Here is a 23703-nt window from a genome sequence, read left to right on the forward strand (position 1 = left end):
GCACCAACCTGCCGACTCGATACGCGGCGTTTTTTTCGCCCCTAAAGGCCTGACCATTAGTCCTTTAGACCTTTAAGGCTCACGAAAAAATCCGTGGTTACCGCCGTGTTACGGGCAACGGCATCAGGACGGTCCTGTGACCGACGTTTGTCATTCTCAGAAGAGAGGTTATCGCCAGTGAATCACGCCACCTATGCCGCTCCAGCGCTCAACGCCGCCATCCGCAAAACCTGGCGCAGACTGGTGCCCTTGATGTTCGCCATGTACTTCATCGCCTTTATCGACAGGGTTAACGTCGGCTTTGCCAAGGACGCGATGGCCATCGATATCGCGCTGTCGCAATCCGCCTTTGCCCTGGGCGCCGGGATATTTTTTGCCGCCTATGCGCTGTTCGGCATCCCGGCCAACCTGCTGATGAACCGCTGGGGCGCCAAACGCTGGCTCAGCGCCACCACCGCGCTGTGGGGGGCGCTGTCGGCCTGTACCGGGCTGGTGACCAACGAACAGCAGTTTATCGTCTTGCGCTTTCTGCTGGGGATCGCCGAAGCCGGCTTTTACCCCGGCATCCTGCTGCTCGCGTCGATCTATTTTCCCAATAAGGTGCGCGCCTCGGTGATCGGCATTTTCGTGCTTGGCGTGCCGGCGGCCCTGACGCTCGGCTCGCCGCTGTCGGGAGCCTTGCTGGAGATGCACGGCGTGCTGGGCAAACCCGGCTGGTTCTGGATGTTCGTGCTGGAGGGGCTGCCGGCCGTCGCCCTCGGCGTCTTCGCCTTTTTCTATCTCGACGATAGCCCGCAGCAGGCCCGCTTTCTGACCGAGGAAGAGCGTGCGGCGCTGGTGGCACAGTTGGCCGCCGAACAGCAGCAGACCGAAACCAGCAGCGTCAAAGCGGCGATGAGAAGCGGCAAAGTTTGGCATCTGGCGTTGATCTACGGCACCCTGCAAATCGGCGTGTACGGCCTGATGTTTTTCCTGCCGTCGCAGGTCGCCTCGCTGATGGGCACCCATCTCGGCTTCAAAGCCTCGCTGGTGGCCGCCATTCCCTGGGCGTTCTCCGCGCTGGGCGTCTATTTCCTGCCGCGCTTTGCCGACAGAAACACCGCCAGAAGATTACCGATCGCCGTCGGCTGCATGATCGCGGCGGCGCTGGGATTGGTGGTCTCTTCCTATGCCGGCCCTTTGCTCGCTATCGTCGCCCTGAGCTGTTGCGCAGTCAGTTTCCTGGCGGTACAGCCGATTTTCTGGACGTTTCCCGCTCAGGTGCTCACCGGCCCGGCGCTGGCGGCCGGCATCGGCTTTTGCACCACGCTCGGCGCCGCGTTCAGCTTTTTAGCCCCGCTGATCCGCACCGAGGCGGAACAGCGTTTTCACAGCCCGCATGCCGGGCCGCTGGTGCTGGCCGCTTTCTCGCTGCTGTGCGCCGCGCTGTTGTGGGCGCTCAGAAACCGGCGCGCCGAGGTGAGCAAGCAAGACGCAGAGATTGCCGGATAGCGGCGCGTTATTTAACCCTTATTGAACCTGCGGATGGGACACTGGCACTCAGTCCCCTCGCCCGCAGGTGTTAAATGGATGAATTGACGCACATTATCGCCAAATACAGTCCGGAGCCGGAGATGTTGCTGCTGCTGATTTTCCTGTTTGCGCTGGGTAAATCCGTGATCTTCGTTTCCTCCATCCTGCCGCCCGCTTCGGTCACGCTGCTGATGGGCATTGTTGCGGGCAAGCACGCGCTGCCCCTCGGCGCCGTTTGGGCGGCCATCGCCCTCGGCGCCGCGCTGGGATCGATCTTGTCGTTCCACTGCGGCGCGCTGCTATGCCGCCGCGATCTACGCCGCCGGCTGCCGGCACGCTTTCACGCGCCGCTGCGCAAAGCCCAGCGCGCCTTGCAAAAGAGAGGGCTGCCGCTGCTGTTCGCCTCGCGTTTTCTGGCGGTGATGCGCTATACCGTACCGCTGATGGCCGGCATGCTGAAACTGCCGCTGGGGCGCGTCTATGCCACCGCCGCGCTCTCGGCTGCCGCCTGGGCGCTGATCTTGATGTCGGCTGCGCATATATTCCCCGTACCTTGACCTGAAAGATTCTTGGGCAAATGTTCGGCCCATGCGCCGACGTTGCGCCAGCGCACAGCCTCTCTTGCCGTATAAACTGCGGTGCAACATTGCAGTTTGCGCCAGATCACCTTTCTGAACATCAGTCGAAAAATGCGAATTTTTTTGCAGAATGCGCGCTTAAAACGGCGCAATGAGGAAACAAACAGAGAAAAGTCCGAGCGTAACACGCTGATTTGGTTGGCGGGTCGTACAGGGTTCGAACCTGCGACCCATTGATTAAAAGTCAACGGCTCTAGCGACTGATCGAACAACTCAACGCGCTAAACTGTCTTCCTCGCCGGCGCCGCTGTCGAACGCTTACACCCATTACTTTTTCTCATGCGAATTTTACAACCCTTTGTTTAATCAACGAGATAAGCCGCATAAGGTCTGTTAATCCCACGTTTTGAAGAGTAATCTTCCGCTCCCTGAACGTCCGATTTGCCTCCTCCGTGTAAAGATTGATCGACTTTTATCCCGCGTATAAATGTTGTAAACATGTTGCACAAAGGTGGCGTTATTGCACTACCTTACTAAAGCCGGACCAACCGGATAAATGTATAAAAAAGAGCCACTTCAGAGCTCGCGACTTCACTAATGACAGGTAAAACAGGACATCATCAGATGGTAGATCACTCTAAAATAGCGACTGACGCGACGCCCGCTTCAGAAGATCATCTACGGCGAAACCTCACTAACCGACATATTCAACTGATCGCTATAGGCGGCGCCATCGGCACCGGTCTGTTTATGGGCTCCGGTAAAACCATCAGTCTGGCCGGCCCTTCGATCATCTTCGTGTACATGATCATCGGCTTTATGCTGTTCTTCGTGATGCGCGCCATGGGCGAGCTGCTGCTGTCCAACCTGGAATACAAATCGTTCAGCGATTTCGCCGCGGATCTGCTCGGCCCGTGGGCCGGTTTCTTCACCGGCTGGACCTACTGGTTCTGCTGGGTGGTCACCGGCATCGCCGACGTCGTGGCGATCACCGCCTACGCCCAGTTCTGGTTCCCCGAGCTGTCGCAGTGGATCGCTTCGCTGCTGTGCGTGCTGTTGCTGCTCGGCCTTAACCTGGCGACGGTGAAAATGTTCGGTGAAATGGAGTTCTGGTTTGCGATGATCAAAATTGTCGCCATCGTCGGGCTGATCGTCGCCGGGCTGGTGATGATCGCCATGCAGTTCCAATCGCCGACCGGCACCGTGGCCTCATTCACCCATTTGTGGAATGACGGCGGCATGTTCCCGAAAGGCATCAGCGGCTTCTTCGCCGGCTTCCAGATTGCGGTATTCGCCTTCGTCGGCATTGAGCTGGTGGGCACCACCGCCGCGGAAACCAAGGATCCGGAGAAATCGCTGCCGCGCGCCATCAACTCGATTCCGATCCGCATCATCATGTTCTACGTGTTCGCCCTGATCGTCATCATGTCGGTGACGCCGTGGAGCTCCGTGGTGCCGGACAAGAGCCCGTTCGTTGAGCTGTTCGTGCTGATCGGCCTGCCGGCCGCGGCCAGCGTGATCAACTTTGTGGTGCTGACCTCAGCCGCCTCTTCCGCCAACAGCGGCGTATTCTCCACCAGCCGCATGCTGTTCGGGCTGGCGCAGGAAGGCGACGCGCCGAAATCGTTCGCCAATCTTTCCAAGCGCGCGGTGCCGGCCAACGGCCTCACCTTCTCCTGCATCTGCCTGCTGGGCGGCGTGGTGCTGATTTACCTGATCCCGAACGTGATGACGGTCTTCACCCTGGTGACCACCGTATCGGCGATTCTGTTCATGTTCGTCTGGACCATCATCCTGTGCTCGTACCTGGTCTACCGTAAACAGCGCCCGGCGCTGCACCAGAAATCGATCTACAAGATGCCGGCCGGCAAGCTGATGTGCTGGGTGTGCATGGCGTTCTTCGTGTTCGTGCTGGTGCTGCTGTCGCTGCGCGAAGATACCCGCCAGGCGCTGATCGTCACCCCGCTGTGGTTCATCGTGCTCGGCCTGTCTTACGTGTTCCTGCGCAAGAAGAAAACCGCGTGATGCAAAAGGGGCGGATATCTCCGCCCCTTCCTGCTTTCTATGTCTCTGCGCTAATCCGCTTCCGTCGCCACCGCCGCTTTATCCTTGCGCCTCACGCGCAGCTCGCTGACCACCACCCCGATTACAATCAACGCGCCCCCCAATAACGCCACGCCCGGTAAACGCTCGCCGGCCAACCGCCCGACGATACCCGCCCAGACCGGTTCGCCGGCGTAAATCACCGTGGCGCGCGTCGGCGAAACGCTGCGCTGCGCCCAGTTCATGGTCAGCTGAATCAAGGCGCTGGCCAGCCCCAGCCCAATGGCGCTGTACAGCAGGTAATCCGAATACGGCGGCGGCGACTCGCCGGTCGGCGCCATCATCAAAAAGGAGGCCAGCGAGGCGGTCGCCAGCTGCACGATGGTCACTCGGCGGATATTGACCTTGCCGGCGAAGGCGCCGATCAGAATGATCTCTGCCGCCATGCCCAGGGTGCCGGCCAGCGTCAGAATTTCACCGAGGCTCAGCGTCATGTCGGTGCTGCTCGGCGCCGCCAGCAGCATCAGGCCGGTGAAGGCCAGCAGAATGCCGATCCACGACATGATGCCGGGGAAGCGCCCCAGCACCAACCATTGCAACAGAGGCACGATCGGCACGTACATGGCGGTGATAAACGCCGATTGGCTGCTGGTGATGGTCTGCAGGCCGACGGTTTGCATGCTGTAACCGAACATGATCGCCAGCCCGATCAGCACGCCCGCCTTCAGTTCATACTGGGTCAGGCCGCGCAGCACGCGCAGCGAAAACAGCGTCAGCGCCAGCGTGGCGGTGGCGAAACGCAGGCCGACGAAAAAGAACGGCCCGCTGACCTGCATCGCGTGATGCACCGCCAAAAAGGTGCCGCCCCAGATCATGGTGATGAAAATCAACACCGCTTCCGGCAACCTGATTTGCGGAACCACGGCGGAAATAAAGGATTTTTTTGCTGCTGACACCGGCTTGCCCTTCCTGCTGAGTGCAATATAATGCACAGATCCTGCCAGTATGAGATAAAGTCCGGCGATGAGCAATACGGCGCATAACGCAAAAACCGATCCCCCCAAGGTGCTGCAATACCTGAGCAGCAATCTACGCGGCTACCGCCAACGGGCGGGCCTGAGCCAGATGGCGCTGGCCGAGCTTTCCGGCGTCAGCCGCCGCATGCTGGCGGGCATCGAGGCCGGCGATCGCAACGTCAGTCTGGCGGTGCTCGACAAGATCGCCGCCGCCCTGGCGATTTCTTTCACCGACCTGATCCAGGCGCCGGAGGCGCGCGGCAGCCATCTGGTGGGCGAGTTGGCCTGGCAAGGCGCGCAGCCGGGCAGCCAGGCGCTGTTCGCCGCCAGCGTGCCGGCGCGGCAACGGGCCGAGCTGTGGGAATGGACGCTGATGCCGGGCGAGCGCTATGACTCTGCCCCGGACGCCGAAGGCTGGAGCGAAATGATCTACGTGATTGCCGGTACCCTGACGCTGGAGCTGGAACAAGGCACGCTGACGCTCAGCGCCGGCGCCGCACAAACCTTCAACAGCGATCAACGCTACGCTTACGCCAACCACGGCGACCTGCCCCTGCGCTTTATCCGCAACGTCGCCTTCTGACTGCCCACCGCCCCGCGCTGGCACGCTGGCAGGAACAGCGGCTGGCGCACAAGCTGCGGCGCTTGCCCTGAATCCGCCATCCAACAAAACCAAGTTCGTCATTCGCTTCTATGCTTATCAAGGGTTTTTGTTAATCATCTGAGCGGGAGTACGGAACATGACGAAAGTGTTGGTGCTTTATTACTCAATGTACGGCCATATCGAAAGCCTGGCGCAGGCGGTGGCCGAAGGCGCGAATCGGGTTAACGGCGTGGACGTGACGATTAAACGCGTGCCGGAAACCATGACGCCGGAGGCCTTCGCCAAAGCCGGAGGCAAACAACATCAACAGGCGCCGGTCGCCACCCCGCAAGAGCTGGCGGACTATGACGGCATTATCTTCGGCACGCCGACCCGCTTCGGCAATATGGCCGGGCAGATGCGCACCTTCCTCGATCAGACCGGCGGCCTGTGGGCTTCCGGCGCGCTGTACGGCAAGGTAGGCAGCGTCTTCTCCTCCACCGGCACCGGCGGCGGCCAGGAACACACCATCAGTTCCACCTGGACCACGCTGGCGCACCACGGTTTCATCATCGTGCCGATCGGCTATGCGACGCCGGAGCTGTTTGACGTTTCGCAGGTGCGCGGCGGCACCCCGTATGGCGCCACCACCATCGCCGGCGCCGACGGCTCGCGGCAGCCGAGCAACGAAGAGCTGACCATTGCCCGCTATCAGGGCGAGCACGTGGCAAAAATCACCGCCAAGCTGAAAAGTTAAGCCCCCTCCTGCGCCTGTGATTCAAAGGGCCGCGCATTCGCACGGCCCCATCTTGTTGCCGTCCCGCCGCAAGGTTAGAATGCCCCTCCCCCGGCCATTCAGCGTCTGAAGGCCAGGCCCGAATTCGTTCTGCCCGTCGCTCATCCGCTTTCAGCCCGAGGACGGGCGTTCTGTTTTTTGCGCACAGCGAAGGGAATAAGTCAGTGTCTAAAGATTTTGATGAACTAATAAGAGACATGGATCTTATTATTGAAAATGTAGACAGCTTCAAGGCTCTGGCTCCGCGCGCGCCCGAGCCGGCTCCGGCCCCGCCGCCGCCGGTTCATCACTACGACTCGTTCTGCGAGAACATCGCGCTGAAAGTGGTCTTGAAGGTGCTGCTGTCTTCGGTGGACAAAATAGTCAAAGTGCAGATCGCCAACAAGGTCGAGCAGGAGATTACCCAGATCGAACAGCAGGTGGTGCGCGCCGGCGGCGGCCCGGTGTCACCGGACGATCTGGCGCAGATGACGCACTATGTGCGCCGTACGGTCAACGACCTGCTGGAATAACGCCCCGCCATACTTATTAGGCGATATGAATTTTTACGTTATTTTTATATCGCCTGCTTTATGCTTGATACACTTCAATAAATTGACGCATTGTCGGCAGGCATTCCGAGCAACAGTATGGTCAGAACCAAACAGATCCTGGTCGTTATTCATCTTTGCAGCTTTTTGGTCCTTCTTTACAGCCTTTCAATGATCCCGCCCCTGCTGATGGGGCTGTTGTATAAAGAAAAAAGCGCCTTCTCATTTTTCTATACCCTGGTGGTGGCCGCCACGCTCGGCGGATTGGGCTGGTTCAGCACCCGGCAGTCGAAAGTGCAGCTGCGCACCCAGGACGGTTTTCTGATCATCGTGATGTTTTGGCTGCTGTTTTCCGCGATCAGCGCCCTGCCGCTGTGGCTGGATGACACGCTGAACGTCCGGCTGGTCGACGCGATGTTTGAGGGAGTCTCCGGCATCACCACCACCGGCGCCTCGGTGCTGAATGACGTCTCGAACGTGCCCAAATCGTTCCTCTATTACCGTTCCCAGCTCAATTTTATCGGCGGCCTCGGGGTTATCGTGTTGGCCGTGGCCGTGCTGCCGCTGCTGGGCATCGGCGGCGCCAAACTTTACCAGTCGGAAATGCCCGGCCCGTTCAAGGAGGAACGCCTGACGCCACGCCTGGCCGATACCTCGAAAAACCTGTGGTTGATCTACCTTGGGCTGGGGTTTGCCTGTACCGTCGCCTTTCGTCTGGCGGGCATGCCGTGGTTCGATGCGCTGTGCCACGGCATTTCCACCGTGTCGCTCGGCGGATTTTCCACTCGCAACGAAAGCCTGGGGTACTACGACAGTTCGGCGGTGGAAATGGTCGGCGGCATTTTCTCTATTCTGGCGGCGGTGAACTTCACGCTCTATTTCATTGCCGTCGGCCGTCGCAGCCTGAAACCGCTGTACCGCAGCCCCGAGCTGCGCTTTTTCCTGTTGATTCTGGCCATCGTCGTGGCGATCGTGTGTATCGAGCTATACCGCTCGGGCATGTACGGCGTCAAAGACGCCTTCGTGCATGGCTTTTTCCTCACCAGTTCGATGATGACCGACAACGGCCTGGCCATCGCCGATTACACCCGGATCCCGTCCCACACCATCATGCTGCTGCTGGCGGCGAGTTTCTTCGGCGGCTGCGTCGGCTCCACCTGCGGCGGCATTAAAGCGCTGCGCTTTCTGATCATGTACAAACAAAGCCGGCTCGAGATCAACCAGCTGGTGCATCCCAACGCCATGTACACCATCAAGGTCGGCAATGCGCCGATCCAGGATCGGACGCTGCGCTCCGTCTGGAGCTTCTTCTTTCTTTACGTGCTGTTCACCTGTCTGTTTATCTGGCTGCTGAACTTGATGGGCTATGATCTGGTCACCGCTTTCGCCACCGTCGCCGCCTGCATCAATAATATGGGGCTGGGGTACGGAGAAACCGCCGCCGGTTTCGGCACGCTGAACGACGCGGCGAAATGGCTGATGTGCGCCGCCATGCTGCTCGGCCGCCTCGAGATCTATCCGATGTTGATCCTCTGTTCACGCGCGTTTTGGCGTTTTTGATAGTCCGAGCGGCGTACAGGGCGCCGTTCCGCTCTGCCAACGCCGACACATTCACAACATGAATGTGTTGCATTGTTGTATTCGTTTCACTGCGATAAGTTTAATTCACTGTAAATATATACAGTATTTTTTAACTTATTGAGGATATGAATATGCGTTTTAACAACAAGATGTTGGCTCTGGTCGCCCTGCTGTTCGCCGCGCAGGCGTCGGCCGACACGCTCGAATCCATCGACAACTGCGCCGTCGGCTGCCCGACCGGCGGCAGCAGCAACGTATCGATCGTGCGTCACGCTTATACGTTGAACAACAACAGCACCACCAAGTTCGCCAACTGGGTGGCCTATCACATCACCAAAGACACGCCGGCCAGCGGCAAGACGCGCAACTGGAAAACCGATCCGGCGCTCAATCCGGCGGACACTTTGGCGCCCGCCGATTACACCGGCGCCAATGCGGCGTTGAAGGTCGATCGCGGTCATCAGGCGCCGCTGGCCTCGCTGGCGGGCGTTTCCGACTGGGAGTCGCTGAACTACCTGTCCAACATCACGCCGCAAAAGTCCGATCTGAACCAGGGCGCCTGGGCGCGGCTGGAAGATCAGGAACGCAAGCTGATCGATCGCGCCGATATCTCCTCGGTCTATACCGTGACCGGGCCGCTGTATGAGCGCGATATGGGCAAACTGCCGGGCACCCAGAAAGCGCACACCATCCCCAGCGCCTACTGGAAAGTGATTTTCATCAACAACAGCCCGGCGGTGAACCACTATGCCGCTTTCCTGTTCGATCAGAATACGCCGAAGGGCGCCGATTTTTGCCAATTCCGCGTGACGGTGGACGAGATCGAGAAACGCACCGGTCTGATCATCTGGGCCGGTCTGCCGGACGACGTGCAGGCCTCGCTGAAGAGCAAGCCCGGCGTCCTGCCGGAATTGATGGGCTGCAAAAACTGACGGAAAAACCCGCCGCGGCGGGTTTATTTTTCATCCGGGCGCCGGCGGTTTATTCCGCCAGCGCTTTTTGCGCCGCGGCCAGTTCACGCTGCCGGGGCGACGCCACCGCGTGATCGCGCGCCAGCAGCGTATACACCGTCGGCAACACAAACAGGGTGAACAGCGTGCCCACCAGCATGCCGGATACGATCACCAGCCCCAGGCCGAAGCGGCTGGCGGCGCCGGCGCCGCTGGCGAACAGCAGCGGAATCAAGCCGAACACCATCGCCCCGGTGGTCATCAACACCGGCCGCAGGCGAATTTGCGCCGCCTGCAAAATCGCGGCGCGGCGCGTCAGCCCCTGATGCATCTGCAACTCGTTGGCGAACTCCACCATCAAAATGCCGTGCTTGCTGATCAGCCCGATCAGGGTCACCAGCCCGACCTGGGTATAGATGTTCATCGTGGCGTAGCCCAGCGCCAGCGGCAGCAAGGCGCCGCAGATCGACAGCGGCACGGTGATGAGGATGATCAGCGGATCTTTCAGGCTCTCGTACTGCGCCGCCAGCACCAGATAGATGATCACCAACGCCGCCAGGAACGCGAATGCCAGCGCGCTGCCTTCCTGGGTATATTGGCGCGAATCCCCCTGCCAGTCGTGGCTAAACTCGGCCGGCAGCGCATTGGCCTGCCGTTCGAGGAAGGCCACCGCTTCGCCCATCGAAACGCCGGGCGCGGGAATGGCCTGCAGGGTGGCGGCGTTCTGCTGGTTGAACTGGGTCAGCTTGTTCGGCTCGACCTTAACGGCCACCGACACCACGGTGGAGAGCGGCACCAGCGTATTGTCCTGCGTGCGGACGTACTGTCTCGCCAGCGCCTGCGGCGTCAGCCGCTGTTCGCGCAGGCTCTGCGGGATCACGTCATAGGCGCGGCCGTCCATGCCGAAGCGGTTGAGGTAGTTTTCCCCCACCAGCACCGCCAGCGATTCGCCGATGTCGCTCATGCGGATCCCCAGACTGTTGGCCTTGGCGCGATCGATATGCACCTCCGCCAGCGGATTGTTGTAGTCCAGATCGCTGTCCACCACCATAAACAGGCCGCTGTTTCTGGCGTTCTGCTTCACCTCTTCCAGGGTGCGATACAACTGCGGGTAGTCCTGCGGCGTGCGCAGCACCATCTGCACCGGCAGCCCGCCGGTGGAGCCCGGCAAGGCGGGCAGCTGGAAGGCGAAAATGCTGGTGCCTTCGACGTCGTTCACCGCCCGCTGCAGATCGGCCTGCACCGCCGACGCCGAGCGCTGACGCGCCTGCCACAGCGTCAGGTTGATGCCGCCGATGCCGGACGCCGTGCCGTCGCTGCCGTTGATGATCCAGCGGCTTTCGGTTTCCGGCATGCGGTTGTAAACCTCGTCCAGCTTGTAGGCAAAGCGCTCGACATAGTTCAGGTTGGCGTGCTGCGGCGCCTTGATGGCGGTCAGTACGATGGCCTGATCTTCGGTCGGCGCCAGCTCGCGCTGCGGCATCAGGTACAATAGCGGCAGGCTGATCATCACCAGCAACGCCAGCGCGCCGGTCAACCAACGGTGGTGCAGCGAAAAATCCAGCGCGCGCGCATAGCGCCGCGTCAGACCGCCGAAGAACCACTCGGCGGCGTGCGCCACGCGCCCTTCGCTCTGTTTGGCCGGCAGCAGGAGCGAGCTCATCACCGGCGACAGCGTCAGCGCCACCACGCCGGACACCACTACCGCCCCGGCCAGCGTCAACGCAAACTCGCGAAACAGCGCGCCGGTCAGCCCGCCCATCAGGCCGATCGGCGCATAGACCGCCGCCAGCGTCAGGGTCATGGCGATCACCGGCCCCGCCACCTCGCGCGCGCCGATCATCGCCGCCGCCAGCGGCGTTTTCCCCTCTTCGATATGACGATGCACGTTCTCCACCACCACGATGGCGTCGTCCACCACCAGGCCGATCGCCAGGACCATCGCCAGCAGCGTCAGCAAATTGACGCTGAAGCCGAAGGCCAACATCAGCCCGGCAGCGCCAAGGATCGACAGCGGAATGGTCACCACCGGGATCAACACGGTGCGCAGCGACCCCAGACACAGGTAGATCACCGCCACCACGATCACCAGCGCTTCGAGCAGGGTATGCACCACTTCATCGATCGAGGCCTGAATAAAGCGCGCGGTTTCGAACGCCAGCGCCATCTTCACGCCCGGCGGCTGCATCTTGTCGATCGCCGGCATCAGGTGGCGAATACCGTCGACGATCACCAGCGGGTTGCCGGTCGGCGTAGGGAAGACGCCGAGGAACACCGCCGGTTCGCCATCCATCAGGGCGCTGGTTTCCGTGGCCGCGGCGCCCAGCTCCACAGTGCCGACGTCTTTTAAACGCACCAGGCCATTGCCGTCGTTGCGCACCACCAGATTGCGAAATTCCTCAACGCTGGTGAGATCGGTATTCACCCGCACGTTGGCAACCACATACTGCCCTTTCACCTTGCCCGGTGCCGCCTGGTAGTTGTTGCGCCGCACCGCGTCGGCCACGTCGGCGGCGGTCAGGCCGCGGCCGGCCAGCCGATCGCTGTCCAGCCACAGGCGCATCGCCATTTTTTGCCCGCCGAACACTTCAACCTTGGCGACGCCGTCGATGGTGGTGAACATCGGCTCCACCACCCGCGTCAGGTATTCGCTCAGCGCCGGCGTGGACAGCGTTTTACTGGAAAAGCCGACATAGGCCACGGCGGTGGCCTCACCGGCGGAACGTTCAATCACCGGATCGTAAGCCTGCTCCGGCAGCTTGTAGCGCACCTGATTGACCTTGGCCATCACTTCGGTCAGCGCCTGGGTGGAGTCGCGGTTCAGCGCCATACGCACCGTCACCACGCTGCGCCCCTGCACCGAAGAGGAAGAAAGGTAGTCAACGCCCTCGACGGAGGACACCGCCTGGGCGATCGGCTGCGTGACAAAGCCCTGCATCAGCTCGGACGACGCGCCGGGATATTCAGTGCTGATGGTGATGGTCGAGTTTTCCAGCAGGGGGTATTGGCGGATCGGCAACTTGCTGAGCGCCAGCGCGCCGAACAGCAGGATCAGGGTGCTGACCACCAGCGCCAGCACCGGCCGGCGCACGAACAGATCGGTAAATGTCATCGGTCTCTCCTCAGGAACCGGCCTGGGCGGCGTTCAGGGTATCCTGCGCCACCGGCTCGGCCGCCATGCCGTCGCTCAGCTTGAGCTGGCCCGAAGTCACCACCCGATCGCCTTCCTGCAGGCCATTGACGATCTCGACGCGCCCGTCGTTGCGCTCACCCACGGTGACCGAAACGCGCTTGACCGTCATGCCCTTTTCACCCTGCTGGGCCAGAAACACGGTATCGCCGTACGCGGTATAAGTCAGCGCCGTTTCCGGCACCGTCAGCACCGCCACGCGCTGCTGCTGCGTGACGCGAATGCCGGCGTACATGCCGGCCTTCAGCAATCCCTCACGGTTGGTCAACGTCGCCTGCACCTGCACGGTGCGGGATTTGCCGATCATCGGGTCGATAGCGGTAATGACGGCAGGGAAAGCGCGATCGGGATACGCCCCAACCTGCACCGACACCGCCTGGCCTGGCGCCAACCCGGCGCTGCTTTGTTCGTCCAGCGAAAAGTTGACGCGCAGCGTATCGGCGTCCACCAGGTTCGCCACCGCCTCGGCGGCGTTGAGATATTGCCCTTCATGCACGCGGCGAATGCCGATGACGCCGGAAAACGGCGCGCGGATCGCCTTCTGCGCAATTTTGGCCTGCGTTTCCCGCACCGCGCCAAGCGCCATATCCCGCTCGGCCAGCGCATCGTCCAACTGTTGCCGCGCAGTGGCGTTGAGGTTCATCAGTTTTCGCATGCGCCCCAGCAGCAGATCGGCGTTGCGCAATTGCGCCTGCAGACGCACCAGCTCAGCCTGTTCGACCGCATCGTTGAGCTGCACCAGCAACTGCCCCTGCCGCACCGTTTGGCCGGATTCGAACAGGATACGCGTGATGCGGCCGCTGGTTTCCGCCGCCACCTCCACCTGGCTGGCCGCCTCCAGCTCGCCCACGCCGGCGTAGCTGCGCGCCGCCTGTTCACGCAGTGCGGGCGCCAGCGCCACTTTCACCGGCGGATAGGCCGGTGCGCCTTCGCTTTGCCGCGCGGTGGAACGCATCGCTACCGCAGCGACGACGAGTACCGCCAGCAGCGCCGCGATAATGAGATATCGTTTCATCATGCAGCCTCACGCGTGTTGGCCAGACGTTGACGCAAACGGCTGGCGATGGCCGTCACCCACAGCCCGCCGATCACCGTGATGTGTTCCAGCGCGAAGTAGAGAGAAATCTGCATATTGGGAGCGGACATATTCCAGAAGGTGTGGACGATCGCGATAGTCAGGATCAGAAACACCGACAGCATGCCGGCGCCCAGCCACACCCACCGGTTCAGCAGGATCAATACCGAACCTGTCAGCAGCACCGCCGCCGACGCCAGGTTGAACAGCCAGGCCGGATGCAAACCGGCGGCGCGCATCTCCGCCAGGCTCCCTTCGATGGCGAACAGCTTGGCGAGCCCCGACGAGATAAAAATCACCATCAAGCACAGACGTGCGAGCAGCCAAAGCCAATAACTGTCCAGAGCGGTGTTGATAAAGCGTTGCATAACGGTTTCTTCCTGATTTTACAGCCAAAGCCATCCTTCTCCCCAATAAGGCGGGGGCAGGTCTCGAGAGATGCCGGTTGCCAAGCCCGGCAGGCTGAACTATAAAACCTCAGGTTAACTTGAGGTCAAGTTGAGGAAGATAAAATGGCAAGAAATGAACCGATTGACGCCAATCGGCTATTGACCGTCGGGGAAGTGGCGAAACGCAGCGGCGTGGCGATATCCGCGCTGCACTTCTACGAGAGTAAAGGGCTGATTCAGGCGACGCGCAACGCCGGCAATCAGCGGCGTTATCCGTCGGTGGTATTGCGCTATATCGCGGTGATCAAGATCGCACAGCGCGCGGGCATTCCGCTGGAAGAGATCCGCGCCGCGCTGAGCCGTTTCCCCATCGGCAGCAAACTGACCTCAGAACAATGGGGAGTGCTGTCCTCCGCCTGGCGCAAAACGCTGGATGAGCGTATTCAACGGCTGACGGTGCTGCGCGACCATCTCGATAGCTGCATCGGCTGCGGCTGCCTGTCGCTCGCCGACTGCCCGCTGCGCAACCCGAACGATATATTGGGCCGGCAAGGGGCCGGCGCGCATATTTTCGAACACCCGGATGGGCAGTGACAGGCGGCTAGGCAACCGGCATCATCGAGAGGCGGCGATTGGCTTCGGCGAATACCTCGACGCTGTGATCGATAAACGCCCGCACCGGCGGCAACAGGCCTTTGCCGCTGGTGAACACCAGATGAACAATGCTGCTCGGCGCACGCCACTGCGGCAGCAGACGCAGCAGTTGACCCGTTCGCAATTCGTTGGCACACAAATGGATCGGCAAAAACGCGACGCCCATCCCGGCAATCGCCGCACTATGCAACGTGCTGTAATCCCCGCAACACAGCCGGGGGACGTGTACGAAAGTACGTTGATTGCCTGCATTATCCTCGAATTCCCATCGATCGCGATCCAGCCACTCCCCCATCGACAACGTCGGCAAGCTGGCCAGCTGTTCGAACGACTGCGGCAAGCCGCCGGCTTTCTCCACCAGCTGCGCGCCGGCGACCAAAATGCGTTGCCGTACGCCAAGATCGCGTTTAATCAATGATTGATCCTGGTCGAAATGACTCGTAATGCGAAACGCCACATCGATCTTTTCGTTGATCAGATCCACATGGCGCTCATGGATCAACAGTTGTACGCGCACGTCCGGGTAACGCGCCATAAACCCCAACAGCAGATGGGAATTATAATACTGCATCAAACCGGGCGGCGAACTGATGCGCAGGCAGCCGCTCACTTCGTCGCGCGCACGGGCGACAATGGCATCGGTCGCCTCCAACCGCTCGATAATCGCCTCACACTGACGATACACATCGCGGCCAATATCCGTGACGCGGAAACTGCGCGTCGAACGTTCGATTAACCGCGCACCGTAACTCGCCTCCAGACGAGCCACCCGTTTGCTGAGTTTTGATTTGGCTTCGCCGCTCGCCCGCTCGGCTGCGGCGAAACCACCATGTCGCACCACCAAAGCAAACAGTTGAAGATCGTTCAAATCCTGCATGCCCCCTCCTTATCGTTTCCAGTTTGGAAACGATGCATTACGCTTTCAGGCACTACCGCGCCGGCACCTCGCTGCTTATCCTTTAGCATAACGAAACAAAAAGATTCAACCATAGCAAAGAACAAGCGTATTGCGCTTGGGGAGAACATCATGAAGAACGTCATGTTGAAAACGATGCTGCTAGGGGCTTTTGTCTTTTCAGGCGCAACAGTCGCGGCAACGCAAATCAATAGTCAACAGGCGGACGCCCTGACGCCGCGCCAGGTGATTACCGTTAGCGGTGCCGCGAATCTGAGCGATGCGGAAAAGATGTTGGCGGACAAAACCGCCAAGGCTGGCGCCCGTTACTACAAAATCATCGCGATCGTAGGCAATAACAAGCTGCACGCCAGCGCGATGACTTATCAATAACCAACCCCGGCAGCGGCGGCTGCCGGTTTTTTTGCACCCGCCCATTCATCAGGGATAAATAATGTTCAGCGTGGCCGAGGTGTTGATTTCACCCTGCGTCACGCCATCGCGCTGATAAGGATAATAATAAGCGCCCATGCCGATGATAAAGTGACTGTTCAGGCTGCCGCCGGCGGCGACGTGAAACAATGAGGTGGCGCTGCCGCGATCGACATTGGAGGGCGACAGTACCACCGGCGAGCTCGGCATATCGCGTTTGACCAGGCGCAGCCCCACCCCTTGCGCGCCGCCCGCGTTGGCATTGGTCAGCACGCTGGCGTCGGAGGCCAGCAGGTTATTGCTGGACAGGAACATCTCGACGGCGCGATCGGCGATGCCTTCCTGCTGCATGTTCTGGCAGCTGATGTTCAGCGAGAACGGCGTGTAGCCGGGTTGGTTGTTATTCAGCACCTGCGCCACGCCCATTTTCGGCAATCTGACCGTCAGGCCGGCGTTGTCGAAACGGCAGGTGGTGGTTTTGGGCGCGTATTTGATGTTCATCGGCTGGCCGTACATATCGCGATCGTCATAAGGCCAGTTGCCGGTGAGCAGCCAGGTGAGCAGTTTCCCCACCTGCTCCAGCAGCCAAAACGGTAATTCCAGTATGCCGATACCGGTCACGTCACTCACCATTAAGGCATCATCGAGCATCAGTGTATCGCCCGGTACCACCCGCCCATCCTTAGGCTTTGACACCAGAGAATAACGAATGGTCATCGAGGAATTTAATTCTGAAGCAGAGTGTTCCCCTCGCCCCCTCAACGTTCTGTCACTTATCTTGTTGGTGATTTCTGCGCGGACCCACTGTTGGCCGTCGTTAAAACCGAAAATCGCGGCCTGCGAGTCTTTCGTCGGAAGTTTGATGGTGTAGGAAAAGTTGCTTTTGGACTTGCTGCAGTTAAAGGTGCCGGTGTACTGGGTATTATATTGCGCCTCCCATACTGGCGTATTGGCGCTCAGCTTATCGGAGAGATCGACGAAAATCGGCGACGCAAATTCCACCCCCTTACCATAGCAGGAAGCATAGCTATAGCCGCTGAACAACCCGGACAGCAGCAGCAAAAAAATCAGCCTGATCATAGGTTCGGTTATCCTGTATTAGCGGCAAACGCCGGGCGACGCGTCGAGCGCCAGAGTCGGTTTGGCGATGCGGCAACGGCCGTCGCGCAGTTGCACCGTCAACGCCGTTGGCGGCTGTTCGACGCGCAGGTACAGCACGCTGGCCTGGCCGACAAAGCCTATCGACCGGCCGTTTTCATCCAGCACTTCGGCGCCGAACGGCAGCGGTGCGCCATCGGCGCGCTGCGCCCGCAGCTGGAATGGCTGACGTTGATCGGTTTCGAATTTCAGGTAGCTGACCGCGCCGTAGTAAGGCACGTGGTTGGCGACGTTGCCGCTGATTTCCGCCCCGCTGCTGTGGCCGGTATCCGACAGCGTGACCGAGTTTTGCCGGTATGGCGTGGCATAGGGCACCAGCGCCAGGCCCTGGGCGTTGGTCACGATGCTTTCGTCGCCGTTGACCATCAGCCCTTCGGCCTGCGGCGCCTCGACCACCGTCATGGTGTTGCCGATTTCGTTCGACGCCAGCACATGCCAGGGGATCGCCACCAGGCTGCCGCGCGCGCTGAGGCCGCTCTGGCGATAATCGTTGCCTTCGCTGTAGGAGACGCCAAGCGTCGAGACACGGGTGCGGTAGGCCGCATTGACGCCGGCCATGTTGTCGCCGCCGCTGCGATTGCTGCCGTTCAGCGAGTAGCTCAGACGGTTGGACTCCAGCGCGTTGCCGCTCAGGCTGACCGTGCTTTGCTGATAGTGAGAGTCCGTCGCCGACAGGCCGGTGCTGAGGTAGGCGTTGTTGTCGAACACCGACAGCGGCAGGCTGAACGACAGGTAATAACGCGTCTCTTCCTCACGCTGGCTGTTGCGCACCCGGCTGGCGGAAACGGAGTAGCTGACGCGCCCCAGATTGTTGGAGTATCCCAACTGGTATTCGCGGCTTTTCGCGTTGGCCGTCCAGTAATCGCGCTGGGAGCCGGAGAAGAACAGCGTGCCCCACCCTTCGTTAAGACGCTGGTTCAAATTAAGCGTAAAGGTATTTTTCGGCCGGGCGGACCGCAGCGCATCCCAGGTGTTCATATCCAGTTCGGACAAACCCTCCTCGTCGCGCCAGCGGTCAAACTGCCGTTCCAGCTGGCGGTAACCGTCATTAGAGTAAATGGCGTCGGTAAAGCTGTAGTAACCGCGGGTGGAGTAACGGTAGGCCGCCAGCGTGAAGTTGGTCGCGGTGGCATCGAGAAATTTACTGTAGGCGATACGGAAGCTCTGCCCGCTTTCACGGCGGTTTTTCAGACGGGTATCGGCATGCGTCAGGTCGATGGACACCGCCCCTATCGGCAGGTTCCAGCCGCTGCCGAGCAGCCAGGCCTGATAGTCGTCGCTCAAAATGCTGCCGGCATAGCCGGTTACCAGGTTGTTGAAACCGTACTGCAGGGTGCCCTGCACAAAGCCGGGATCGTAATCGGTATTGCTTTCGTTCACCTTGCCGGCCAGCACGCTGTATTGGCTGACGCCCTGTTTCAACATGTTGGGTACGGCGGAAAACGGCACGCTGAACGACTGTTCACGCCCATCCGCCTCTTTGACCGTCACCCACAGATCGCCCGCCGAGCCGGTCGGCTGAATACTGTCGAGGGTAAAGGCACCCGGCGGCACGTTTTCCTGGTAGATCACGTTGCCGTTCTGCACCACTTTCACCAGGGCGTTGGTTTGCGCCACGCCCCGCACGATCGGTGAAAAGCCCTGCTGCGAGTTGGGGCGCATGCTGATGTCCGACGCCAGCGCCACCCCGCGGATGCGCACCGAGTCGAACAGATCCCCCGGCGAATAAAAATCGCCGGCGGTCAGGTTGGATTTGATGTCGGCGAAGCCGCGCTGCAGATAGCGCGAGTTGTTCTGCCAGTGGCTCCCCCGCCCGCTGCCGTGGCGAAAGCTGCTGCTGTCGCGAAATTGCCAACCGGCCAGATTGATCCCGGATTCCAGCCCGGTATAAAAATCGTCGTTGTTGCTGCGATTGCCGTCGCCGCGCGCCTCGGCGTGGTAGTACGTCGCGTTGTAGGCCAGCGTCAATGCGGAGATGCCGCGATTCCAGAAGGCCGGATCCACGTATCCCGCCTCCGATCGGTTGACCCGCGCCTGCGGCACCGTCAGCCGCAGGCTCAGCGCGCCGACGTCCATATCAAACCGGCCGCCCTGCACCAGCGTGGCGATCGACAGCGTCGTCTGGGGCGCCTGAGGCGCCGGCAATTGACTCAGATCGATGCCCAGCCGCTGCGCATCCTGGTAGTCGATTTGGATATCGTCGCGTTGGGTGCCAAACAGCAGCGCATAGCGCCCTTTCCAGTCATGGTTGACATACACATCGATCTCCTGCCGGCCGGCAGGCATGTCATTATTGAGGTAAAAACGCGAGAGATCGGAATCGCGCGATTCGCCGGCCAACAGCGACGTATCGAACGTCACCGCCCAGGCCGTATCCGGCAACAAGAATGAAGAGGCGGTCAGCAGCGAGAGGACTTTTTTATTCAGCTTCATTGTTGTTCTTTCAGGTTAATGTGCGGTGATGGCTTTAGACTTGTAAGCCCCCAGATCGTCGATATACATCAGGTCATAACGGGCGTTTTTGCTGACCGCTCGTTTGCTGGCGGCAAACTGGGTGGAAAACGGCGCGACCATCAGCGAATCAACCAGCAGATGCTTGTCCGCACCCTGGCCTATATTCGCTACCGTAATGAAATACGGGCTTTTATTGATGACGTTGAAGCCTTTGCCATTGGCTTGCAGCGTCAGTTCTTCCAAGGCATTTTCCACGCCGCGGGTTAACGCCTGCGGGCGGTAGAACAGTTTGATGCGCGACTTGATCGCCAGCTGCAGCGTATTGGTGCCCTGCAGGTTTTCCGGCGTCGGCGGGATATCCAGCACGTTGAGGTAGAACACCGATTCACGATCCGCCGCCAACGCGGCGCCAACTTTCTGAATACGCAGCTGCTGCCCGCTGTTGCCGTTCACTTTCACCACCGGCGGCGACAGCAAAAACGGCACATTGGCGGTTTCCGGGGTGGAATTGATATCGCCGTCGTCGATCCAGGCCTGAACCAGCGAGGGGTCGGTACCGTTATTCAGCAATTGGACAATCACGTCCTTGTTGTTTGCCGGGTAGATCACCCGCGTGCCGTTAACCACCACATTGGCCTGCGCGCCAACGGAACCCAGCATCAGCGCCGCTATCATCATGTATTTTTTCATCGTTCCCCCGGGTGGCCAGGCCCTATCAAGGGCCTGGCTGTCAGCGCGATTACAGGTAAGAAATGGTGTAAGTCACGTTGGAGCTCAGAGCGCCCACTTTTGCCGCTTCGGCGTTGGTTTTGTAGTAGTACGCGTCCAGCGTCAGGGTTTCTGAATCCGGCGCCTCTTTGTCGCCCATGATGTCGGTGACATAAGGCACGTTCAGCTGGATCGGGGTGGAAGAACCGGTTTCCGCCAGAGAGAAGCCTACGTTCTTCGCGACGGAAGCGTCGTTCTCGTTGACCGAGTTGTTCAGCAAATATTTGCCGTCGGTGGAGATGTTATCCGCGGAGGAGAAGTAGATTTTCAGCGGGGTGCCTGCGGTACCGGCCGCCGGCGAACAGCCGGAGAAGGTCAACGAGAAGGACTTCTTGTTCTTGGTGATTGGCCCGACGGTGTTACCCGCGTCGGTCACCGAGATCGGGCTCAGTGCTACGGTGAAATCCGCGCTCTTGCCGCCGTTAATCGTACAGGTGGTGTCGGTAATGGCGCCGGTAAAGTTAATCACGCCACCGGCGGAATTGTCTTCAGCAAAAGCCACCGGCGCAGCGACCGCGGCCGCCATGATTGCAACAGAAAGCATCTTCTTCATCATGAGATAAAACTCCATAACAGTTTGGTTTGAGAGAATAAATAAAAAGCAGCCGCTGCTGGCGGGATGAAACAATCCCTCCCCGTAATACAGAGGCAAAAGGGTGAACACATTCCTGTTTTTATAAAATCAAGCTATAGCGTTATTCATCAGCCGATAATAAAAGCGACAAAATAACGAACTCCTAGATAACCGCTGAGAAACCGGATGAAATCCCCAATAAATTGTGCACCCGATTCTTCAATCCCATTTTGCGTAATGCACTGCATTTCTGCGTGCTGACCGTTTTTACGCTTTTATCAAGCATTCGGGATACCTGGGTCACCGTATAGCCGAAAGAAAGCAAATGAAGCGTTTCCACTTCACTTTCAGTCAGGCAAATTTTCGTATTGCGGGCCGCCCCACCCTCAACGTTTCCATTTAATGCAGAATGCTGCGCAATATTAGCCAGCAGCAAAGACAATTCCTTATTCATGTCGGGAACTCGCACTCTTTTATCGAGCACCACCACATCACGCGTGACAGAACGAAATAACAGACGACGCTTCTCTTCTGTCGTCAAAAAAATTTTCACGCCATGAATAGCAGACAATAACGCTGCCGCCATGCTGAAACGCAACAGGCTTTTGATCGCATCATCGACGATCAGAATATCGTGGCAATTTCGCCCCATGACCAAAGGCAGATCGTCGTAGTAAGCAATAACGTGATCCTTATGAAAAATCCTTGGCGCCAATATCCTTTTTATCGCCCCTCTGAAAAAGATGTTTTCAGATACGATACCGATACTGAGCATACTTCCTCCATCCATGGCTAAAGACAACGGCGATGCCTTGCACTAAATACCTGCCGTTTTCTTGGAAAAATCGCATTGCCGTTTGGGAGCCATCAATAAGCGCCCGGCACATAAGCAGGCGCCGTAAAACACTAAGATAATTCTGCATCAAATCATTAACAACAGGAACATTATTTTCATTAACGCAAATTTTAATTATTATAATCTAACAAATTAGATATTTTCAGAATTTAATGCTATTGAGTACAATAAAAAGAGCAATGCACCATGCATTCTGTTCGTCGAAGAAATAAAAATCCCCCTGAATTATTTATGTTTCCCACCCAGAACCTTGACCTGACCGACGTTTCACTAAATACTAGCCGCGACCTGGAAGCCTATACCATTATAAAAACCTGAATACATGAAATATATTATCGACCTCTGCGTGCTCTATGACGCAAACGCGTGTCGTCTCCAACTCATTGATAACGATGAGTCATCGATACGGATATCCAATCCGGCCTCGCGCCTGTTAATTGAAATGCTGACTCATCCGAATATCCCATTGAAACGTGAGGTATTGATAAAAAAGGTATGGGAAGAGTATGGTTTTTCAGGCTCATCGATCAGCCTCAATGTGGCCGTCAGTGAAATAAGGAAAGCGTTCAAACTGCTGGGGAGAGAAACCTCGCCGATAAAGACCCTGGCGAAAGTCGGTTTTTGCTTTACCGCCATGATTGATATTTACCCATCACCGCAGGCAACCGTTAATGAAACGCCCCCTTCTGCCGCCTCAGTACCGCTTTCGTCTTTCCCGTCGGTTGCCGAATCACATAACACACCGCCGCAGAAACAGGTAAATATTCGCGCTATTGCCGCTATCTGCGGCGCATTTATTCCGCTGTTGTTCGTCGCGGCGCTCTATCCTGTTGAACCGCCTGATCAACCCAGAGAAAATTTAATCTCGTTAGGGAAAAAAGACCGCTGCACCTTGTATTCTCTGGATGCGGACAAGCATATTGATGACGAACTGGAAAAGCGCATGGTCAACCAGGCGCTAGAAGAGAGCGGTGTGGATTGTATAGCCAGTAAAGCGGACATCTATTTTTCCTCCGTAAAACACACGTTGACTTATAACACCTTCCTCGGTGTGTGTTATCTCGGTTCACAAGATCGATATACCCAGTGTGTTACCTACAAAATTCTCAACGGAAAATAAATGGCCGCATTGCTCAACCCCAAAATGCTGACTATCGGATTTTTGGCAGTGATTCTCTTCATTGTCCTGTTTCGCGTTTTAACCCCCGCCGCGCCTGTGCATATGAATTGCCAGGCCGATACGATCACTAAAAAACGATTAGCTTCAGGCGATGACCTGGAATTAAAAGTGACGGGCAGTTTATTCATCTATGACGAACATCATGCCATGATCGTGCAGCGTGGGGACATCACCGTGAGAGGCAAAACCTACAGCCTGGATAGGAAAATAAACTTTGATATAAAGAGGTTAGATGACGGGTTTTACATGACCACCCACCGAGAAATCAGCAAAACGCCCGACGACAACGCGCCGGATGAGCTGACCCAGGAAATCCCCATGATCTCTCTCGGCATTAAGAACGGCGTTTTTTCGATGCGTAAAGCTCGGCAGGATGCGTACATCGTTCATGGCGTGCTTTTCCCGGTAACGCTATGCCGTTAACCTGAGAACAGAATGCCATAGAGAGACAGCGAAGGATCGCAACGGGGCGCGCTTATGGCAAACACG

At 58.7% G+C, this 23703-nt stretch carries 22 protein-coding genes and 1 tRNA gene; 12 read left to right on the forward strand and 11 right to left on the reverse strand.

The genetic code is table 11. From position 1 onward, the window contains the following. Positions 1-177: 177 nt before the first annotated feature. Both ACSBQQ_RS09465 and ACSBQQ_RS09470 read left to right on the forward strand, forming a co-directional pair. Positions 178-1491, forward strand: coding sequence for an MFS transporter (locus ACSBQQ_RS09465; protein WP_033646546.1), 1314 nt, complete (start codon positions 178-180; stop codon positions 1489-1491). A 74-nt stretch (positions 1492-1565) separates the two neighbouring features. Continuing rightward, on the forward strand, positions 1566-2069 hold the full coding sequence (locus tag ACSBQQ_RS09470) for a DedA family protein (protein ID WP_033646548.1): 504 nt from the start codon (positions 1566-1568) through the stop codon (positions 2067-2069). Positions 2070-2289: 220 nt separating this feature from the next. Here ACSBQQ_RS09470 and ACSBQQ_RS09475 read toward each other — a convergent pair. After that, a tRNA-Lys gene (locus ACSBQQ_RS09475) sits at positions 2290-2365 on the reverse strand. 349 nt (positions 2366-2714) lie between these two features. Here ACSBQQ_RS09475 and cycA point away from each other — a divergent pair. Beyond that, positions 2715-4115, forward strand: coding sequence for a D-serine/D-alanine/glycine transporter (gene cycA, locus ACSBQQ_RS09480; RefSeq protein WP_033637927.1), 1401 nt, complete (start codon positions 2715-2717; stop codon positions 4113-4115). 50 nt (positions 4116-4165) lie between these two features. On the opposite strand, the gene ACSBQQ_RS09485 is transcribed toward cycA, so the two are convergent. Beyond that, complete coding sequence (locus ACSBQQ_RS09485; protein WP_060428401.1) at positions 4166-5089, reverse strand: DMT family transporter; 924 nt, start codon at positions 5087-5089, stop codon at positions 4166-4168. 67 nt (positions 5090-5156) lie between these two features. Between ACSBQQ_RS09485 and ACSBQQ_RS09490 the strand changes: the two genes are divergently transcribed. The 5 genes from ACSBQQ_RS09490 (at position 5157) to ACSBQQ_RS09510 (ending at position 9571) form a co-directional block, all read left to right on the forward strand. Next, entirely contained in the window at positions 5157-5732 is a 576-nt protein-coding gene (locus tag ACSBQQ_RS09490) for a helix-turn-helix domain-containing protein (RefSeq protein ID WP_047568150.1), read from the forward strand. A gap of 157 nt (positions 5733-5889) precedes the next feature. Beyond that, positions 5890-6489 (forward strand): NAD(P)H:quinone oxidoreductase, encoded by a 600-nt coding sequence (gene wrbA / locus ACSBQQ_RS09495; RefSeq protein ID WP_033637924.1) that lies wholly within the window; start codon positions 5890-5892, stop codon positions 6487-6489. Positions 6490-6725: 236 nt separating this feature from the next. Continuing rightward, positions 6726-7040 carry a hypothetical protein gene (locus tag ACSBQQ_RS09500; RefSeq protein ID WP_033637923.1) on the forward strand — a complete coding sequence of 105 codons (315 nt, stop codon included), beginning with the start codon at positions 6726-6728 and terminating at the stop codon, positions 7038-7040. A gap of 117 nt (positions 7041-7157) precedes the next feature. Beyond that, on the forward strand, positions 7158-8618 hold the full coding sequence (locus ACSBQQ_RS09505; RefSeq protein WP_060428399.1) for a TrkH family potassium uptake protein: 1461 nt from the start codon (positions 7158-7160) through the stop codon (positions 8616-8618). 152 nt (positions 8619-8770) lie between these two features. Then, a complete protein-coding gene (locus tag ACSBQQ_RS09510; RefSeq protein WP_060387549.1) occupies positions 8771-9571 on the forward strand; it encodes a DNA/RNA non-specific endonuclease in 801 nt (266 codons plus the stop codon). A gap of 49 nt (positions 9572-9620) precedes the next feature. Here ACSBQQ_RS09510 and ACSBQQ_RS09515 read toward each other — a convergent pair whose 3' ends face one another. From ACSBQQ_RS09515 to ACSBQQ_RS09525, 3 genes are read right to left on the reverse strand one after another with little or no spacing between them, the layout of a single operon-like run. After that, on the reverse strand, positions 9621-12701 hold the full coding sequence (locus ACSBQQ_RS09515; RefSeq protein WP_060428397.1) for a MexW/MexI family multidrug efflux RND transporter permease subunit: 3081 nt from the start codon (positions 12699-12701) through the stop codon (positions 9621-9623). A 10-nt stretch (positions 12702-12711) separates the two neighbouring features. After that, complete coding sequence (locus ACSBQQ_RS09520; RefSeq protein ID WP_033646555.1) at positions 12712-13797, reverse strand: efflux RND transporter periplasmic adaptor subunit; 1086 nt, start codon at positions 13795-13797, stop codon at positions 12712-12714. Then, entirely contained in the window at positions 13794-14222 is a 429-nt protein-coding gene (locus tag ACSBQQ_RS09525) for a DoxX family protein (RefSeq protein ID WP_033646556.1), read from the reverse strand. The genes ACSBQQ_RS09520 and ACSBQQ_RS09525 overlap by 4 nt, the downstream gene beginning before the upstream one ends. Positions 14223-14366: 144 nt before the next feature. On the opposite strand from ACSBQQ_RS09525, the gene soxR reads away from it, so the two are divergent. Next, a complete protein-coding gene (soxR, locus tag ACSBQQ_RS09530) occupies positions 14367-14837 on the forward strand; it encodes a redox-sensitive transcriptional activator SoxR (protein ID WP_033637918.1) in 471 nt (156 codons plus the stop codon). Between the two features lie 7 nt (positions 14838-14844). Here the strand turns inward: soxR and ACSBQQ_RS09535 are convergent, their stop codons facing one another. Continuing rightward, positions 14845-15774, reverse strand: a complete 930-nt coding sequence (locus ACSBQQ_RS09535) for a LysR substrate-binding domain-containing protein (RefSeq protein ID WP_060428395.1) — start codon at positions 15772-15774, stop codon at positions 14845-14847. A 150-nt stretch (positions 15775-15924) separates the two neighbouring features. Between ACSBQQ_RS09535 and ACSBQQ_RS09540 the strand changes: the two genes are divergently transcribed. Beyond that, entirely contained in the window at positions 15925-16185 is a 261-nt protein-coding gene (locus ACSBQQ_RS09540; protein WP_033637916.1) for a DUF1471 domain-containing protein, read from the forward strand. A 48-nt stretch (positions 16186-16233) separates the two neighbouring features. Here the strand turns inward: ACSBQQ_RS09540 and ACSBQQ_RS09545 are convergent, their stop codons facing one another. The 5 genes from ACSBQQ_RS09545 to ACSBQQ_RS09565 all read right to left on the reverse strand — a co-directional run bounded on the left by ACSBQQ_RS09545 (position 16234) and on the right by ACSBQQ_RS09565 (position 21953). Further along, positions 16234-17304, reverse strand: a complete 1071-nt coding sequence (locus ACSBQQ_RS09545; protein WP_086556881.1) for a fimbrial protein — start codon at positions 17302-17304, stop codon at positions 16234-16236. 18 nt (positions 17305-17322) lie between these two features. Next, entirely contained in the window at positions 17323-19815 is a 2493-nt protein-coding gene (locus tag ACSBQQ_RS09550; RefSeq protein WP_060428391.1) for a fimbria/pilus outer membrane usher protein, read from the reverse strand. Between the two features lie 15 nt (positions 19816-19830). Further along, positions 19831-20526 (reverse strand): fimbrial biogenesis chaperone, encoded by a 696-nt coding sequence (locus tag ACSBQQ_RS09555; protein WP_041034559.1) that lies wholly within the window; start codon positions 20524-20526, stop codon positions 19831-19833. Positions 20527-20575: 49 nt separating this feature from the next. Continuing rightward, entirely contained in the window at positions 20576-21160 is a 585-nt protein-coding gene (locus ACSBQQ_RS09560) for a fimbrial protein (RefSeq protein ID WP_033637910.1), read from the reverse strand. 181 nt (positions 21161-21341) lie between these two features. Continuing rightward, positions 21342-21953: a response regulator transcription factor gene (locus ACSBQQ_RS09565; RefSeq protein WP_060428389.1), complete on the reverse strand. Its 612-nt coding sequence runs from the start codon at positions 21951-21953 to the stop codon at positions 21342-21344. Positions 21954-22356: 403 nt separating this feature from the next. Here ACSBQQ_RS09565 and ACSBQQ_RS09570 point away from each other — a divergent pair, with 403 nt between their 5' ends. Then, positions 22357-23154 (forward strand): winged helix-turn-helix domain-containing protein, encoded by a 798-nt coding sequence (locus ACSBQQ_RS09570; protein ID WP_060428386.1) that lies wholly within the window; start codon positions 22357-22359, stop codon positions 23152-23154. Then, the gene (locus ACSBQQ_RS09575; RefSeq protein ID WP_033646562.1) at positions 23155-23637 is read left to right on the forward strand and encodes a hypothetical protein; all 483 of its coding nucleotides are present in this window, start codon (positions 23155-23157) and stop codon (positions 23635-23637) included. Positions 23638-23703: the final 66 nt, after the last annotated feature.

The sequence above is a fragment of the Serratia sp. G204Y genome, from assembly GCF_051172435.1.
In the GTDB taxonomy this organism is placed as follows: domain Bacteria; phylum Pseudomonadota; class Gammaproteobacteria; order Enterobacterales; family Enterobacteriaceae; genus Serratia; species Serratia sarumanii.